This window comes from Liquorilactobacillus sucicola DSM 21376 = JCM 15457 (assembly GCF_000612445.1).
Taxonomy (GTDB): domain Bacteria; phylum Bacillota; class Bacilli; order Lactobacillales; family Lactobacillaceae; genus Liquorilactobacillus; species Liquorilactobacillus sucicola.
On record NZ_BALC01000003.1, the window covers coordinates 93,764 to 109,515 of the forward strand.

17 protein-coding genes and 4 pseudogenes are annotated in these 15,752 nt (G+C 39.5%); 16 read left to right on the forward strand and 5 right to left on the reverse strand.

Going from position 1 to position 15,752, the window contains the following annotated elements:
* Positions 1-15 precede the first annotated feature (15 nt).
* The 8 genes from JCM15457_RS05885 (at position 16) to JCM15457_RS05920 (ending at position 5,914) form a co-directional block, all read left to right on the forward strand.
* Positions 16-894, forward strand: coding sequence for a DUF4767 domain-containing protein (locus JCM15457_RS05885; protein ID WP_051993314.1), 879 nt, complete (start codon positions 16-18; stop codon positions 892-894).
* On the forward strand, positions 864-1,103 hold the full coding sequence (locus tag JCM15457_RS05890; protein ID WP_034988430.1) for a hypothetical protein: 240 nt from the start codon (positions 864-866) through the stop codon (positions 1,101-1,103). Before JCM15457_RS05885 ends, JCM15457_RS05890 begins: the two co-directional genes overlap by 31 nt.
* 457 nt (positions 1,104-1,560) lie before the next feature.
* Positions 1,561-2,199 (forward strand): amino acid ABC transporter permease, encoded by a 639-nt coding sequence (locus tag JCM15457_RS05895; RefSeq protein ID WP_034988431.1) that lies wholly within the window; start codon positions 1,561-1,563, stop codon positions 2,197-2,199.
* A gap of 98 nt (positions 2,200-2,297) precedes the next feature.
* Positions 2,298-3,149, forward strand: coding sequence for a transporter substrate-binding domain-containing protein (locus JCM15457_RS05900; RefSeq protein WP_034988432.1), 852 nt, complete (start codon positions 2,298-2,300; stop codon positions 3,147-3,149).
* Positions 3,150-3,191: 42 nt separating this feature from the next.
* Positions 3,192-3,479, forward strand: coding sequence for an ArsR/SmtB family transcription factor (locus JCM15457_RS05905; protein WP_034988433.1), 288 nt, complete (start codon positions 3,192-3,194; stop codon positions 3,477-3,479).
* A gap of 59 nt (positions 3,480-3,538) precedes the next feature.
* Positions 3,539-4,174: a glutathione binding-like protein gene (locus tag JCM15457_RS05910; protein WP_034988434.1), complete on the forward strand. Its 636-nt coding sequence runs from the start codon at positions 3,539-3,541 to the stop codon at positions 4,172-4,174.
* 212 nt (positions 4,175-4,386) lie between these two features.
* On the forward strand, positions 4,387-4,674 hold the full coding sequence (locus JCM15457_RS05915; protein WP_034988435.1) for an ArsR/SmtB family transcription factor: 288 nt from the start codon (positions 4,387-4,389) through the stop codon (positions 4,672-4,674).
* Between the two features lie 73 nt (positions 4,675-4,747).
* A complete protein-coding gene (locus JCM15457_RS05920; RefSeq protein ID WP_034988436.1) occupies positions 4,748-5,914 on the forward strand; it encodes an MFS transporter in 1,167 nt (388 codons plus the stop codon).
* 181 nt (positions 5,915-6,095) lie between these two features.
* Here the strand turns inward: JCM15457_RS05920 and JCM15457_RS05925 are convergent, their stop codons facing one another.
* A complete protein-coding gene (locus tag JCM15457_RS05925; protein WP_034988437.1) occupies positions 6,096-6,989 on the reverse strand; it encodes a helix-turn-helix domain-containing protein in 894 nt (297 codons plus the stop codon).
* A gap of 92 nt (positions 6,990-7,081) precedes the next feature.
* Between JCM15457_RS05925 and JCM15457_RS05930 the strand changes: the two genes are divergently transcribed.
* The 5 genes and pseudogenes from JCM15457_RS05930 (at position 7,082) to JCM15457_RS05950 (ending at position 10,780) form a co-directional block, all read left to right on the forward strand.
* Positions 7,082-8,278: an MFS transporter gene (locus JCM15457_RS05930; protein ID WP_081778204.1), complete on the forward strand. Its 1,197-nt coding sequence runs from the start codon at positions 7,082-7,084 to the stop codon at positions 8,276-8,278.
* 66 nt (positions 8,279-8,344) lie between these two features.
* Positions 8,345-8,656, forward strand: a complete 312-nt coding sequence (locus JCM15457_RS05935) for a Rossmann-fold NAD(P)-binding domain-containing protein (RefSeq protein WP_051993315.1) — start codon at positions 8,345-8,347, stop codon at positions 8,654-8,656.
* Between the two features lie 107 nt (positions 8,657-8,763).
* Positions 8,764-9,486: a DUF554 domain-containing protein gene (locus JCM15457_RS05940; RefSeq protein ID WP_034988438.1), complete on the forward strand. Its 723-nt coding sequence runs from the start codon at positions 8,764-8,766 to the stop codon at positions 9,484-9,486.
* A 67-nt stretch (positions 9,487-9,553) separates the two neighbouring features.
* A pseudogene (locus tag JCM15457_RS05945) lies at positions 9,554-10,255 on the forward strand (type 1 glutamine amidotransferase).
* A 147-nt stretch (positions 10,256-10,402) separates the two neighbouring features.
* Entirely contained in the window at positions 10,403-10,780 is a 378-nt protein-coding gene (locus JCM15457_RS05950; RefSeq protein WP_034988439.1) for a nuclear transport factor 2 family protein, read from the forward strand.
* A 69-nt stretch (positions 10,781-10,849) separates the two neighbouring features.
* On the opposite strand, the pseudogene JCM15457_RS05955 reads toward JCM15457_RS05950, so the two are convergent.
* Positions 10,850-11,871 (reverse strand): annotated as a pseudogene (locus JCM15457_RS05955) (zinc-binding alcohol dehydrogenase family protein).
* 166 nt (positions 11,872-12,037) lie between these two features.
* On the opposite strand from JCM15457_RS05955, the gene JCM15457_RS05960 reads away from it, so the two are divergent.
* On the forward strand, positions 12,038-12,424 hold the full coding sequence (locus tag JCM15457_RS05960) for a winged helix-turn-helix transcriptional regulator (protein ID WP_034988440.1): 387 nt from the start codon (positions 12,038-12,040) through the stop codon (positions 12,422-12,424).
* A 421-nt stretch (positions 12,425-12,845) separates the two neighbouring features.
* On the opposite strand, the pseudogene JCM15457_RS11915 reads toward JCM15457_RS05960, so the two are convergent.
* Positions 12,846-13,124 (reverse strand): annotated as a pseudogene (locus JCM15457_RS11915) (type II toxin-antitoxin system PemK/MazF family toxin); the annotation flags it as partial.
* Here JCM15457_RS11915 and JCM15457_RS11920 point away from each other — a divergent pair.
* Positions 13,114-13,383 (forward strand): annotated as a pseudogene (locus JCM15457_RS11920) (site-specific integrase); the annotation flags it as partial. The pseudogenes JCM15457_RS11915 and JCM15457_RS11920 overlap by 11 nt on opposite strands.
* Positions 13,384-13,478: 95 nt before the next feature.
* On the opposite strand, the gene JCM15457_RS12515 reads toward JCM15457_RS11920, so the two are convergent.
* Together JCM15457_RS12515 and JCM15457_RS12145 are read right to left on the reverse strand one after the other, a co-directional pair.
* The gene (locus JCM15457_RS12515) at positions 13,479-13,601 is read right to left on the reverse strand and encodes a hypothetical protein (protein ID WP_268870128.1); all 123 of its coding nucleotides are present in this window, start codon (positions 13,599-13,601) and stop codon (positions 13,479-13,481) included.
* 335 nt (positions 13,602-13,936) lie between these two features.
* Positions 13,937-14,110, reverse strand: coding sequence for a hypothetical protein (locus tag JCM15457_RS12145; protein WP_156406575.1), 174 nt, complete (start codon positions 14,108-14,110; stop codon positions 13,937-13,939).
* A 229-nt stretch (positions 14,111-14,339) separates the two neighbouring features.
* Here JCM15457_RS12145 and JCM15457_RS05970 point away from each other — a divergent pair, with 229 nt between their 5' ends.
* Positions 14,340-15,710 (forward strand): MFS transporter, encoded by a 1,371-nt coding sequence (locus JCM15457_RS05970; protein WP_034988442.1) that lies wholly within the window; start codon positions 14,340-14,342, stop codon positions 15,708-15,710.
* Positions 15,711-15,752: the final 42 nt, after the last annotated feature.

Sequence of the window (15,752 nt, forward strand, 5' to 3'; positions counted from 1 at the left end):
AATTGAGGTGATAGTTTGAAAAGAGAAACAGTAGTAGTTTTATTAATGAGTGTCTTTTTACTCACCGCCTGCAGCTCCAACAGTCAGCCAACTTTTGCCAACAAAGACAACAAAAATTCGTCTACGCAGAAAAAAGCAGTCAAGGCTTCAAGTAAGAAGACACAGCACCGTGCGGCTTCTTCTAGTTCAAGCAGTAGTTCCACCAAGCATGAAACAACTCGTTGGAACGGTGCCAAAGCGGCTGCACTGCGCAAATTTATGGATCAGTGGCAGCAAACGATGGACCAGCAATATGAGAGTTACACACCTGCCAAGAACGTTAATTTCTATGGTGCGAAGTATCCTGATGAACTGGCGAATAAGACAACAGCAGTCAATGACCAACAAGCCTCGGTCGAGTGGTCAGATACGGGCAGCGGTAATAAAGAATATGAAGTGGTCGCCGTCTATTCTGATGCCGAATATGTGCAGAACATGGGCGAACACTTATACATTTTTACGCTACATAATGGGCAGCCTGAAGTGCTGATTACACAACAAAATCAGGGGATGCCCGATCATTTGATTCATTTCAAACAAACAGAAAACAAGGTTTTAAGTACAGGCTTTGCCAACATTATTAAGGGACAAAGTGCAACGGCACCAACCTCAAGTAGTCAGAGCAATAGTCAAAAAACAGTTTCAATTGTTCCAGCCGCTCTGAAGCGGACGTGGTATGGTTATGATGATGATGGAAAACTTAATACAGTCACAATTACTGATGATACATTGACAGCCGGCGGTTCCAAAATCTATCTGCACACACGAGATAATAATATTGACCCATCCCAAGAGCCGCAACATGATGATTGGGCAACGCCAGCATGGGGAATATTCGTGGAATTGATTTTCTGAATGTTAGAGGGTGGAACCAAACAGCTGGTGACGGTGAGTACTACGGTGTCAAGCAAGAAAATGTCGCTGGACAAAATATTGATGTTATGGTGGAAGCTGGTGGAGCTGGTGCTTGGTGTTCACAAACTTATTATGCTTCAGTTGATTTAGCCAAAAAACAGCAGGGACAGAAGTACGATGATATTACGTATTACGATGATGCTGACTAGAACTAGATAGATCGTCCGGTTTGTAAAAAATACAGTATTTTTTTAAAAGGGGCATTTTAAAATTTATGTTTTATTTAGCTCATAAATTCAATCTTAATTTGATTGTGAAAATTGCTTACTTCTTTCTTTGCCCCACTTGCGGCTGCATAACAGCGTAGTTTACATACTGGCTAAAACGTAAACACCACAAGTAAAATAGGCGACATTTAGCCACTAAAAAAGCCCCTGGCGACCACGAATCGCTAGGGGCTTTGGTGTAAAAATATTTATTCTTTCTTTGCAAGTTCATTGTTACATGAAACAATAGGATGGTTGGTTACTAGAGGATAAATTTGAATAACTAACTTCGGTTATACGGATCTTCTGTTAAAGGGTCTTTTGTTTAGCACTTTGGCATATTAGGTTCTATTATAAGAAAGTGGTTGCAGTACAAATAAATTTTAAGGAGTTTTTCATCATGAAGCTATTTGATCCTGCGCTGGCCCTTGACTCGCTACCAACAATTCTCAGTGGATTGCCGCTTTCGCTGTTTCTACTTGCAGTTTGTTTTTTTCTGGCAAATATTAGCGGTATTTTTATAATGCTTCTGCGAATTAGCCATAATCGCTTATTTAGCTTGTTTGCCCGTTTCTATATTTCATTTTTCAGAGGAGTCCCTGTACTTGTAGTTTTGTTCTTGACCTACTTTGGTGCCAACATGGATGCAATTCCCGCTGCTATTCTATCATTAACACTCGTTTCTAGCGCCTTTGTGGCAGAATACTATCGTTCCGCTCTTATTGGAATTAACGAGACACAATCTGATGCAGCTCGGGCGCTTGGCCTGTCAAAATTTGCGGCAATGCGCTACGTGATTCTCCCCCAGGCTTTTCGCATTGCTTTGCCTGCCCTAGGCAATGTGCTCCTTGATATGTTTAAAGGAACTTCCCTTGCTGCGATGATCACTGTCTCAGAAATATTTATGAAGGCCAAAATCACTGCTGGTGCCAGCCAAGATTACATGACCATTTACATCGTGATCGCAATTATTTACTGGTTAGTCTGTTGTGGCCTAAGCTTTCTTGAACAGCTGGCAGAACGATATTTTCATTACTAATTTCTATTAAAGGGCTTTTATATTGTGATAGCGCTTGCTAAAGCTTATTATTAAAATGGTTGGTAATTAAACTGTTATCTAAAGGGAGGAATTTGCATATGTTACGCAAAAAATGGTTATTTTTTTTAGTGCTTACGATTACCTTTATTATTGGACTCATAGGTGCGAACAATGTTAGTGCCGCTAAGAGCACTTTGACGGTTGCTACTTCGGGAACTCTTTATCCGACCTCGTATCATGATTCCAAAACAAAGAAGCTGACCGGATATGACATTGAGGTTATTAAGGTAGTTGCTAAAAAAATCCATAGGAAGGTGATTTTTAAGGAGTACGGCGTTGATGGCATGCTGACTGCAGTCAAGTCTGGCAAGGCAGATGTGGCAATTAATGACTTTGCAATATCACCAGACCGCCAAAAAAACTATCTGATGTCGGTCCCAATAAAGCACTCATTCAATAGTTTAGTTGTCCGTGCAAAGGATAATTCCGGTATTCACACGTGGGCTGACCTTAAGGGAAAACGTGCTGCGGGAGAAGCAGGAACCAACTATCAGCGGCTTGCACAACAGTTAGGAGCTAAACTAGTCAACTACGATAATGTCACCAATGATGTTTACCTCAGAGATGTTAAGAATGGTAAAACTGATTTTATTATGAATGACTACTATTTACAGAAACTGGCACTTAAGGCAGTACCTAATAACGGGCTTAAGATTATTCCTAGCATGTACTTCACCACTAATGAAGATGGCAAAGGTGAAGGAATTATCATTGGTAAAAGTAATAAAAAGCTCCAAAAACAGATCAACATCCAACTTGCTAAGCTGAAAAAGAGTGGCTCGATTTCTAAAATAGCGCAGAAGTATTATGGTGCTGATGTCACAAAGAAACCGAGTGCTCACATCTCGAAAGAATTTACCATTCAAAGTAATAAGTATGATGGACAATAATTCATCATTGTAATTGTTTTGAAGAAGAGTTAAACTATTTCTATGAATATCGAAATAGAAAAAGAAAATAAACTAGCAGAATTGTTTGGTGCCCTTAGTGAACCTAATCGTATTCGAATCATTAAGATCTTAAGGGATAGTGAGCATGAATTGAATTGTGGTGAAGTAAGCCGGTTATTGCAAATAGCACCTTCGACAGTTTCGTATCACTTTAAGGCCTTGCGCCAAGCGGGTCTAACTAAAACTAGGCAGCAGGCGCAGGCAAAGTACTTGTCTTTGAATAAGGAGACATTCGAGCGATACTTGCCAGGTTTTCTGGATTCGTTATGAATCCTTTTTCTTTTAATTGCTATTTCGATGAATATAAAAATAAAGGAAGAAGAATTGTTATGAAATTATTTTATGCTGCTGGTTCTAGTTCCATGGCACCGCATATTTTGTTGGAGGAAAGTGGAATCCCCTATGTATTAGAAAAGGTCAATTTGGACACTAAGACTTGGAACGGTGGAGATTATAACTCACTGAATCCTAAGTCTTATGTTCCCGCGTTAGCAACGGATAGTGATGGTGTGCTGACAGAGTGTGCAGTTGTTTTAGAGTATATCGGAAGGCAAACAAACAAGGAGCACTTTATAGACGAATATCGCAGCAAAAGCTATTGGAAACAAAGAATGTGGCTAAACTATATAGCAACTGAGTTACATAAAAATTTCATTTCTCCTTTTAGAAAGGGGAATTGGCTGCCAAATACTGCTGATTCGAAAAGTTTTGTTTATAAGCGGGTCCTTCCCAGATTGAAGTTTGTCGACAATGCTTTGAAGCAACAGGACTATTTAGTTAACAACGAATTTTCCGCTCCTGATGCCTATTTATTTGTGATAACTAACTGGATTAAAAGGTTAGGCTATAATTTTGACGACTTTAAAAATTTACAGAGTTTTGACGCTAGGATGAGAGAACGTTCAGCAGTTCAACGCGTTTTGCGGCAGGAAGGTAAGGCCCACACCTTGCAAGAAAAAGATTGACGAGTTCGTAGCTAGCGTGAGGTTTGAAAAAGCAATTTAAAATTAGTTCCTATAATAGCTAAGTAGGAGGTATTGGATTACAGCAGTTACATCATACTTAAATAATTAATCTTGAAACAAAGATTGGAATTTTTGTTACGTAATCTAAACATTGCATATTGTTCAATCTACTTTTGCTTGAAATATTATACGAAAAGTGAGATTATTGTTTTATGGATATCAAACAATCAGATACAGAAATTAAACAACGAGTTTTCTTTGCTCTTTCCGATCCGGGACGGTACAAAATTATCTCTATGCTTTACCATGTTGGTCACGAAATGGGGTGTAATGAATTGAATCAGCATGTGGAGATAGACAAATCAACTATGTCTTACCATTTGCGGACACTGAGAGAAATTGGAATTACCAATACTCGCACGCAGGGCAGGCAGAAGTATGTTAGTTTAAATATAGAGAAAATTGAGAGGCTGCTTCCTGGACTGCTGAGATTACTCTGATAAGCACATGAGTGCTTATTTTTTGAGATACTGTTTGACGATTGTAAAACTATAAAACGATTGGAGGCCAATTTTGAAATATCGTCGACTCTCATTCTTATTTTTCTTAGTTATGTTTGTAATTGGAACGGATACTTTCTTAGTCTCGCCACTACTACCAACTCTAACTGATTATTATGGCATTTCAACCAGTCTTTCTGGGTTTATGGTTAGTTCTTATGCGCTTGGGTATATGCTCTCAGCGCTTGTTGTTGGGCCTTTTTCAGACCAGTATGATCGTAAGAAGATTCTGGTTGGCGGGTTGATAATTTTTACATTGGCAACCACCGCTTGCGGCCTTGCCAATACTTTCCTATTAATGCTGTTTACCAGATTTATTGCTGGGGTTGCGGCAGCATCTGCTGGCCCGCAAATCTGGGCTGCCATTCCCATTCTGTTTCCTAAAAATCAGGTCGTAAAAACGATGGGGTATGCAACTTCTGGTTTAGCGATCGCGCAAATCATCGGTGTTCCTCTGGGGAGTTACTTGGCTGCTTGGTCTTGGCGTTTTCCGTTCTTTTTTGTGGGCAGTATTGCATTAGTATTAACCGTTTTAGTAATTAATTATATGCCAGACTTGAATGGAATTGCAGTTAAGCCGCGTTCGGCTAATGTCTACCGAGAGGTTTCCAAAAATAAAGCAGTGTTGAAATTGTTGTTTTCCTATCTATTATTCCAAACAGCCAATTTTTGCGGTTTTTCTTTTATTGGAACGTGGTTTGCAAAAAGTTTTTCACTGCCAGTTGCTTCAATCGGAAGTTTTATTTTAATTATTGGCGCAGGACAGTTTATTGGCAGTCTGCTGGCTTCGCGCTTAGTTCAGGCCTTGAGCTTGCCAAGGGCATTTTTGCTGGAGTTTTTGCTTTTTGCTGGCGGTTACCTGATTCTCCCCTTTTCACCATCAGCACTTGTAGCAACAACTATTTTAGCGTTTATTTATCTGATTGGCGGAGCGATTTTCCCGTTATTTATGACGACACTACAGTCACAAGCTGGCAATGCACGTGGCACGATTTCCTCGTTGGCGAATGCAGCCATGTATTTTGGAGAAGCAATCGGGGGTGTCTTGGGAGGGATACTTATTAAAAACTTCGCAGGATTTTTCGGTGTAGCTGCGTTCACCATTATTGGGGTGATTTTGGCGATGCTGTTGTACGCGCGACAAGGGTATTTTAGAAAAGAAAGAAACAAGGCTGGGTAAAAATTAAAATTAAACTAGCTTCTGTATTTGTTCCGTATAACCGTGTTTCCTAAGTCAAAATGCCCCATCTGCCTCGAATTGCCTATAGTAAAATGCTCGTTATGTTAGTGAATTCGTGCTAGTACTCGAAATATAGCGACTTGCATACTTCTTTTTTTAGCTGTCTTATGAGCCTTAGAGTTCATAACTGTACGTCTGAGAAATCGAAAACATAAACTAATTCTTCTGCGGTCAGGTATTTGGCCAAATAATTTCGTTCGTTGGTCAAGAACTTAGGATCTTGTCCAGTTAAGTGCGCAATCAAATTAGCTTTTTTGATCAAGGATAGGCCTTTTTCTTTTTTTCCTTTGAGATAAATAGTCAGCCCCTTCAAATTAAAAATACGTGCATGATGATAGTAGTCCTTACCTTGGTTTTTAAAGTAATCTTCAAGTTGAAGAACTAATATTTCCGCGCTTTTGATACTGTGCTCCTCTAGCATAGATAAAATTATGTTGTTATAAAGATAGAATAGCAACGAAAAACTGTCATGTCTAAAATCTTCATAAATTATTTTCTTTTTCCGAAGTTCTTCGAATAAGTTGAACATGAATGTTTTATCTAGAAATGGAAGTGAATGACCGAACAAATATAGTTCAAAGAAAGTCCAGTTGCTAATGCTTATAAAATACTCTTTAAGAATTATTAATTCACTATCTGTGATGCTTGCAGCTCCCAAGGTTGCAAGCATCATTTTTATTTGGATAGTTTGTAGTTTAGCGAATTTTCCGGTTTGTTTTTGCCAGTCCCGCAGGTAACTTTGCAGCTGCTTGATATCGCCGTTTTGATAAGCATGTTGGAAACTGGGCAGAAGATCATTGCTAGCAGTGCTTCTAGTTTGATACAGAAACTCAAATTCTGATAGTTGAACATTGATGCGGTTCAATAATTCTAACAAGTGCGTGAATGAAATATCTGTTAAACCGCGTTCAAAGCGGGACAAAAAAGGGATAGAAACGATACCTCGGCTCGCTTCTAGAAGAGTAATGTGTTTACTTGTTCTAAATTCTTTGAAAATCTGACCTATTTTAATCATTTATTTAACCTATATGCAATTTTTTATTCTTAATTCTAGCGCTAGCTTAAGATAAAAGCTACTATACATGTTTGATTTAGGGAGGAAAAAATTTGTTTATACGCAATTCGCAATTCAGTTGCTTGTGGCTAGGATTTCTGATCTCTTCGCTGGGGGATTGGTTGTATCGGTTAGCCTTGCCGCTTATTATTCTTGAAAAAACCGGTTCAGCGTATCATGCCGCGACGGTATTCGGTCTCTCATTTATACCGTGGATCTTTTTTTCATTATTAGGCGGCAGCCTAGCAGACAATTATTCCAAAAAGAAGATATTGATCTCGGGAAATATTGCGGCCGCGTTGGCCAGCTCATTCTTGATCTTTACCCTGCTGGAGCGGACAATTGATTTCAGATTATTGTATGCGGCCGTTTTTGTGCTGGCATCTGTTGATCCTCTGATTCATCCTAGTTTTCAAAGCATTATCCCAGAGATTACTACTCAAGATCAATTTGCCAGCGCTAATTCCGCTATTCAAATGGTCGATAATACATTGTCCATCATGGGACCGCTGCTAGGCGGATCTTTAGTTGCGTTTTTGGGTGGAATAAGTGCGTTATGGATTGATACAGTTAGCTTCTTGGCAACAGCAAGTATTCTAATCAGGCTGCCAACGAGGACTAAGCCTCTGCAAACAACGCATACATTGAACGCAATGATGCATGCAATGGTAGTGGGTGCCAAGTATAGCTTGCAACAAAAAGTTATTTTCAGCGGCTCGCTAATGTTCTTATTCACTAACTTTGCACTCAATATGTTTGAAGCCAATTTTATGTTCTACATGACTAAAACATTAAATTATTCTGTCATTAATACAACGGTCGCAATGGCACTAGGTGGTGGCGGGGCTTTAGCTGCCAGTTTAGTAGGAAGCATGATCGTCAATCATTTTAAAGCCGGTTTCTTACTATCCGCAAGCACAATCTTGGCGGGGCTGAGCACTTTACTTCTGGTGACCAGCACCAATTACATCTGTATTGGATTGATTCTAGCGATGGTGAGCTTTTTTGGCACACTTAACGTTATCACTTACTTTACTTTGCGGCAGCGAACTGTCCCGCAAAATATTCTAGGACGCGTTGTTGCAGTAACACGGATGGTCTCTTATGCATCAATTCCAGTTGGTTCATGGTTTGGTGGAGTACTATTAGCACACGGTCAATCAATGGCTAGTGTTATCTTGTTAGCTGGTATCATTCGGACTTTAGCCGGCCTAGGTGCTAACCTGTCTCCCTTGGGCCGGGAAAAATAAAAAGCAAAGTCAGCGATACTTTTGCTTGGATTAAGTTTCAAAAAACTTCAGCAGGTTTAACAAAGTATGTTGCGTCAAGATAAAGGTGCATTATTGTTTACCACAGGTCTATCTGCTATTTATCCCAATCCTAACATGGCTGATGCTAGTGTTGCTAAGGCTGCATTAAGAAACTATATTTTGAATTTAGAGCAAGGCTTGGGAAATAAAAACATCTTTGTTGGTCATATTTCTTTGGGGGTCTTTTTAAAGGGAAATACGCTTAAAGTCGATGATCCAGATGCTGTGGCTGACCGCTGGTATCAGAAGTACATTAACAATGAACATGGTGAAGAGGCTTATCCTAAAGGTGTGACGCAAGACACAGTGATCAGATAATTTGTGTAAAACTAGTTTGGCAAACCTGTTTTTTCGTTGAAAAACTCCTTTAATAAAGTGTAGAATAAAAATCATCTTTTAATTATTTTATTTAAGGAGTTTTAGGGATGGTAGGAATAGGAACATTAGTTAACGCAAGTGCCATCGCTTTTGGCGGAATTATCGGGTATTCATTCCAAAGGCTTATTCCGATAAAGGTTCAAAAAACGGTTCTACAGGCAATCGGACTTGGAATTATATTCATTGGCTTTTCTGGAACCCTAGGCAAAATGCTGGTTATTAAAAATAATGAACTCACAGTGACTGGAGCAATTATGCTGATCGTTTCGTTGTCAGCTGGCGCAATTATTGGTGAGCTAATAGATATAGATGCGTGGTTGAATAAGCTTGGAGCAGCTCTCGCGCGGCGTTTTAGTCGAGGCCAAAGTTCCAAGTTCAGCGAGGGCTTTATCATCTCAACTTTAACTGTTTGTATCGGAGCGATGGCAGTAGTCGGTGCACTGCAGGACGGCTTGAACCATGATCCGTCGATTTTGTTCACAAAGTCAACAATTGACTTCATTACGGTTTTACTGCTCGCGTCTTCATATGGAATAGGTGTTTCCTTCGCTGCACTTCCAGTACTGCTATTTGAGGGCGGACTAACACTGTTAGCTACTGTTATCAAAGCTTTTTTAACCACAGATATGTTGACAGGAATATCATTAGTGGGTAACACGCTGATTGCTTTGATTGGAATCAATATGCTTTTGGATTCAAAAATTAAAATTGCTAATATGCTGCCTTCTTTAGTAGTTGTGATTTTATATGTTCGTTTCTTTGGAATCTGAGTACAATGTTTTCTAGGTTAAGATTGGGTTTGGCTAATATAGAAAAATGTAGAAAGCGGGGGTTGCTATGCGTATCAATGTCTTACAGCACACACCTAACGAAGGACCAGGATCGATCTTGGATTGGGGACGTGCACATGATTATGAGATTTATATTTATCATCCATATCAATTTGGCTTTTTACCCAAAGTCGAAGAAACTGACATGCTTATTATTTTAGGTGGACCAATGAGTCCTAATGATGACATGCCTTGGATCAAGAAAGAACGTCAACTTATTCAGCAACTAATAGATATAGGAACACCAATGTTCGGGGCTTGTTATGGTGCGCAGTAGATTGCTAAAACCTTAGGTGCTTCAATTGACAAAGCACCGGCAAAGGAAGTCGGATGGGCTCCAGTTTATCGTCAAAGCAGGGTCATTCCGAATTTGCCTAAACAGTTGTTGGCTTTGCATTGGCATGAAGAAATGTTTGAGATTCCCCGAGGAGCCGAATTGCTTTTCTCAAGCGATATGGTAAGAAATCAGGGTTTTGTTATAGGCCACCACATCGTAGGGCTGCAGTTTCATTTTGAACCGCAGCCTGATAATGTTCGTGAAATTGTGATTAACGATTTTCCATATATTGAGGGATCGGTTCTTAATCAAACTGCAAATGATATTTTAAAGACACCAGTTCCTGCTGAGAATAAGCAAGCGATGTTCAAGTTGTTGGATTACATCAGTGAAGATAGCCAGGGTAAAAAGACAGATACTGCTAGTTGGTAGGTGCTGAATGCAACTGCGATTCACATACCCTAGTCAAGGCCTGATTAATGTATGAAACAATGGGGTATGTACTGCAGAATTTAGAAAGTCAGCATTATTATGGGTACATTATAAGATCTTTATTGCTTGTTTGAGGAGGTGAGGGTTTTGACACAGTTCAATTCAGAGGAACTCATCAAAGAATATTTTCGAGCATGGGTTACCCGCGACTTCCCCAATGTTGCCCACTTCTTCACACACGATATTTACTATCGTGAATGCACTGGAGCAAGTTACTGCGGTTTAGATGAAATTAACGAGTGGATAAAGCACATGCTAAAAAAGCAAACCGTTTTAGAGTGGGATATCGACAGCATCGAAAAAAATTATTCTGGTAGTTTTATTGTAACGTGGTTTTTCTATGCAAAAGAAGAGAAAGAATATAGTTTTGATGGAGTTTCTTTAATTAATTTTGTTAACGGCAAAATCAGCCATATTAGCGAGTATGCGGCTAACCATGAGCTTTATCGGCCCTTTAAAAGGTAAGACAGCAACTAAACTAATATAGCTTGATGATGTTGCATGGAGCAATTCATTAAATAAAAAAATTGTTGGCTACTCGAGAGCACTGATGACAACTTTGCCGGTCATGTGATTGGATTCAACCAATTGGTGCGCTTTTTTAAGATTTTGCACATTTATGGGAGACAGGGTTTTATTTAAAGTACTTTTTAGTATATTTTTGTCTAATAAGCTAGCAACTTGTTCGAGAATTTGATGTTGGGTGACCATGTCGGAGGTTTGATAAAAGGATTTGGTGTACATCCATTCCCATACAAACTTCGCACGTTTTTGCATAAGTTTACGCAAGTTGACAGGATGACGGTTTTCAGTAATTGAAGCAATACAGCCACTAGGTCTGATCAGTTCTGCCATTTCGTCCCAATGACCATCCAAGTCATTCAGTTCCAAGATAAAATCGACATATTTATAACCAAGTCCCCGCACCTCTTTTACCAGATCCTGACGGTGATTGACTGTTTGATCGGCTCCGAATTTTGTTACCCATTCAATTGTTGCGGGGCGCGAGGCACTTGCAATGACTTTTAATCCAGCCCAGTGAGCTAACTGAATGGCGATTGACCCCACTCCGCCGGAACCATTGATAATTAATATCGTTTTAGTGCTGTTTGTATTGTGATTGTACGGATCAATTCCCAATTGTTCGAAAAGAGCTTCCCATGCTGTTAGAGACGTCAGTGGCATAGCTGCTGTCTGTTGGATAGACAGACTTTTTGGAGCATGCCCGACGATTCGTTCATCGACTAATTGATATTGGCTGTTACTGCCGGGGCGTTTGAAGGAGCCTGCATAAAAGACACGATCGCCTTCTTTGAAAAGCGAAACCTTACTGCCGATGGATTCGACGATACCAACTGCATCCCAGCCGATTACTCTAGGTTGTTTGAGTTTCCCACGTCCATTCTTTCGGACTCCTACATCTACGGGGTTGACGGATACGGCTGCCACTTTAACCAGCAGATCATGGCCCTTGCTGTCGGCTTAGGGGTTTCGAATTCTAGCAAACTGTTTTTACTTTCAATTGGTAGGTGTTCTTTAAATCCGATAGCTTTCATCATTGTGGTCATTTTAAAAAATCCCTTCTTTCACAGTTATTATTGGCTATGGTCAAAGAAGTTGCAATAATGAAATTTTTGTAAGGTGAAATAAAAACCTAGCGCCATATACATTCTAGCAATGTATTAGTATAGTTGAACTGATGATTGAAAGGGGATATTAATTATGCAAAGACATATTTACGCATGTCAAAATGGCTGTCCTGTTCAGAGTACGTTGCAGGTAATAGCTGGAAAATGGAAAGCAGTTATTTTGTACCATTTGTTTAAGGGCAATGCACATCATTTTGGCGAGTTTCAAAGAGAAATAAAAGACTGTTCCAGCAGAATGCTGGCCTTGCAGCTGAATGAACTTGAACAAGACGGTGTGATCAAGAAAAATATTTACTCGGCTTCACCATTGAAGACAGATTATGTCTTAACAGAGTTTGGGAAAAGTCTGGCCCCGGTTATTGAAGCAATGGAGAAATGGGGGAATCATTATAATAAAACAGCTGCTAAAAAAGGGTACCTGAATAGCACTGATTGTCGGCAGTCTATCGAAATACGGTAATTCGTATATTTCAACTCAAAACAAATGGGATTGTGATGTGACTCGGCTTCACTGGGAAGAACATGGCATGAAGTTATTCTAAAAGCCGGACAACTCTGTAAAGATACGAAATGAGGAGACTTATGTCACAGCTTCGTAAGTGCGCATTGACCTCATTTTACTCGGCCTGCTGATAGCCATGAAAAATAGTCTGTTTAAGCCATTGTCGCCATTTTATTTACAGTTAACAAGTCAAAAATTTGCTGATAAATATCGGGGCTTTGGTTATGGACTAGGTATGAGTCTAGGTGGTCACTAAGATGTTACTTAATTTAGGGTCCATAATTCTAATAACCCCTCAAAAACATTGTTAAATAGCCCCCAATATCTATAATCGAGATATTAGGGGGTATTTATATTTATACTATAATAATGACCTCTTTTATTCATCATCAATACTGAACAACAATTTGTATAAAGAGATTATTTCTTCTAATTCTTCACGCGATACATGATCAACAATAGCTTCGTCAGTGACATGTCTTGCCCGCAAATCTAAGGATATTGTTTGATTTAATAATACTTTCCCATATACTGTTTGACTACTAGTTAGCCGATGATACATCGGAAAATTACGCTCGGTGCTGCTAATTGGAGCCACAATCGTCATATTACTTGTCTGACAGACTAGATCATTACTTAGAGCAATGGCTGGCCGGCGCAACTATACGATTTTTCAAGTTGGTAAAGCTACGCTACTGAGAGAGAGTGGCGTTATGTGCTTAAAACAGACCGATATTTTTAATCCGGACGGTTCTATTAAACAAAACGCGTTCATTCACGATCGAAAAACTGGTAAGCCTAATACCTTGTACCTTAAACCAGTTCAAACAGATCTCCTATTGTATCGTCAGTGGCTGCTTGATCATAAACTAGAGTCTGAATGGCTCTTTCCTTCCATGCAACACCCAGAGCGCCATTTTCGACTATTCTCTTTAAGCATCGTCCCATACGGGATCAAGGTGGTACCTAACGTATCGTTGGTCTTTAAATGTTTAATAAATGTCTGTAACGTTCAGGTGTCAGTTGGGTTCTGAAACAACTGATATCCTGTGATAAATTGACTGCTCGTGGCAATTTGAAAGTTGTAGGCGGGCTTCAATTGACCGTTTTGCATCGGATCTTCTTTGACCCGCATAAAGGTGTGACCTGCTTCGTGGTTTCCTTCTGGCGGGTAATCTAAAGCGATACTCAAGGTAGTCTGATTTATGTTATAATAATTTTGCATATTAGGAATGCCCTTTCGGGGATAATTTCGTAGAGTATTGGGTGCGACCGATACTCTTTTTTATTTTCTATTATAATAAAGGTCGGTCTGGAAAAATTTTTGGTTTTTCCAGACCGACCTTTATTATGGAGACTTATGTCATACTCCAATTTTATATAATCAGTCAGATGCTGCTGTTTGATTAACGAATTTGCGTTGTTTTTTTACGATTCAAGTTTTTTATTGGGATGAATTAAGGGAAAATTTCAGCTTTTGCGCGGCCACAGAGCAAATTTTGGACGAGGCATCACAACTAATGCTAGCAATACAGCCCCATAATCGAAGTAAGCATCCATTGAGCCAGAGCTGAAGAAATAACCACGAAGAATTATCAGTGAGATAATTATCAGCGCTAAGATAACACGAAGATCCTTGTTCATAATGACCGCCTCCTAAAGTTTTATCTGCTTAAATGATAGCGTTTAATTCCTGCTGCTTCAAACTTTTGCTATTGTCGTGCAACAATAACATGGAATTGAAAGAAAATAACACAGCTGACTTAATTAAGTTCTTTATTATTATTAGATAACTTTCAGAAAGTAATTTAGAATGTTTACAAATTAATTCTAATCAACTATCATTTAGATGGATAACTTAGGAGTGAATTGTATGAAGGAAAAAGAGCTACATGGAATTAAAAGGACTATTTTTGTGTGGACGCTGCTGGCAGGAACATTTACGATGTCGATTAGCCAGTCTTCATTGTCGACGGCATATCCGACGCTGATGAAGTATTTTGGTGTCGATGCGCCTACGATTCAATGGCTGACCACAGGTTTCATGTTGATTATGTGTGTCATGATGCCATTGAGCCCATGGCTGCTGAATAACTTTTCGTTCAAAAAAATTTATTTGAGTGTTTTGCTTATCTTTATGGTGGGAACGCTCATGATTATTTTGTCACCGAACTTTGTTATTGCACTGATAGGAAGAGCGCTTGAGGCGATTGCGGTTGGAGTGTTGTTCCCATCATTTCAAACAGTTCTATTGACGATCACGCCAACGAAAAAAAGACCATCAGTTATGGGCTTAGCAGGGCTTGTTATGGGATCAGCATTAGCTTGCGGCCCAATCATATCAGGGATTATCTTGAATTATCTCAGTTGGCAGAGCCTTTTCTGCTTTTTCTTGATTGTGATCCTGATCGTATTCGTGAGTGCACTTTTCAATATATATGATGTTTTGCCACGGCAGTACAGCGGTTTTGATTTTGTTTCAGTTGTTGCATCATTCGGTCTGATTGGCATTCTATATGTCGTTCAAATGTATGGCAGCAAGTTGAAGATGACATCTTCCTTACTGGTTTTACTGGTTATCAGTTTGGCATTTACAGGTTATTTCATCTATCGGCAATTTACACTTGAACAACCGCTTTTGAAATTAAGGGTTATGCGTGTTGTGAATTTTGATTTGGCAGTTTTGTTAACAGGAATTGCTTACATTTCACTGATTGTTGTTACAGTAATTTATCCGCTCTACTATCAGAAGATACTGCATACTTCAGTACTGGCTTCGGGTTTAGCATTGGTTCCACCAGCGGTTTTATTAAGTATCTTGAATCCATTGACTGGAAAACTGGCTGAAAAGATCGGTTTTAAGAAGACACTGCTTATTGGAATGTTGATGCTGGTTTGCGGCTGGGGAGCATTAGTGGTCTTTGCCGGCAGCTTGACAATGATTTCGATGATTATCTTTGCCATGCTGATTGAGGGCGGCAACGCATTTGTTATGATGCCTGCAACGACCTTGGGCGCTAATTCGTTGGCTGAAGATCAGATATCTCATGGAACGGCGATTATAACAACTGTCCGCCAGCTTTTGGGAGCACTGGGTGTTACTGTAGCAACCTTGATTTTAGCTGCCGGCAGTGGGTCTGTCAGCTCAATTAGCGGTTATCGTCGTGCTTTTATTTTCTTCTGCTTGCTGGAAATCATTGGTTTTATTTTAGCCTGTGCCATTCGGCAGAAGAAAGAAAAGTAGTAGACAGAATTGTTTTGTTTTTTATATAGTTTAAACGCGAGA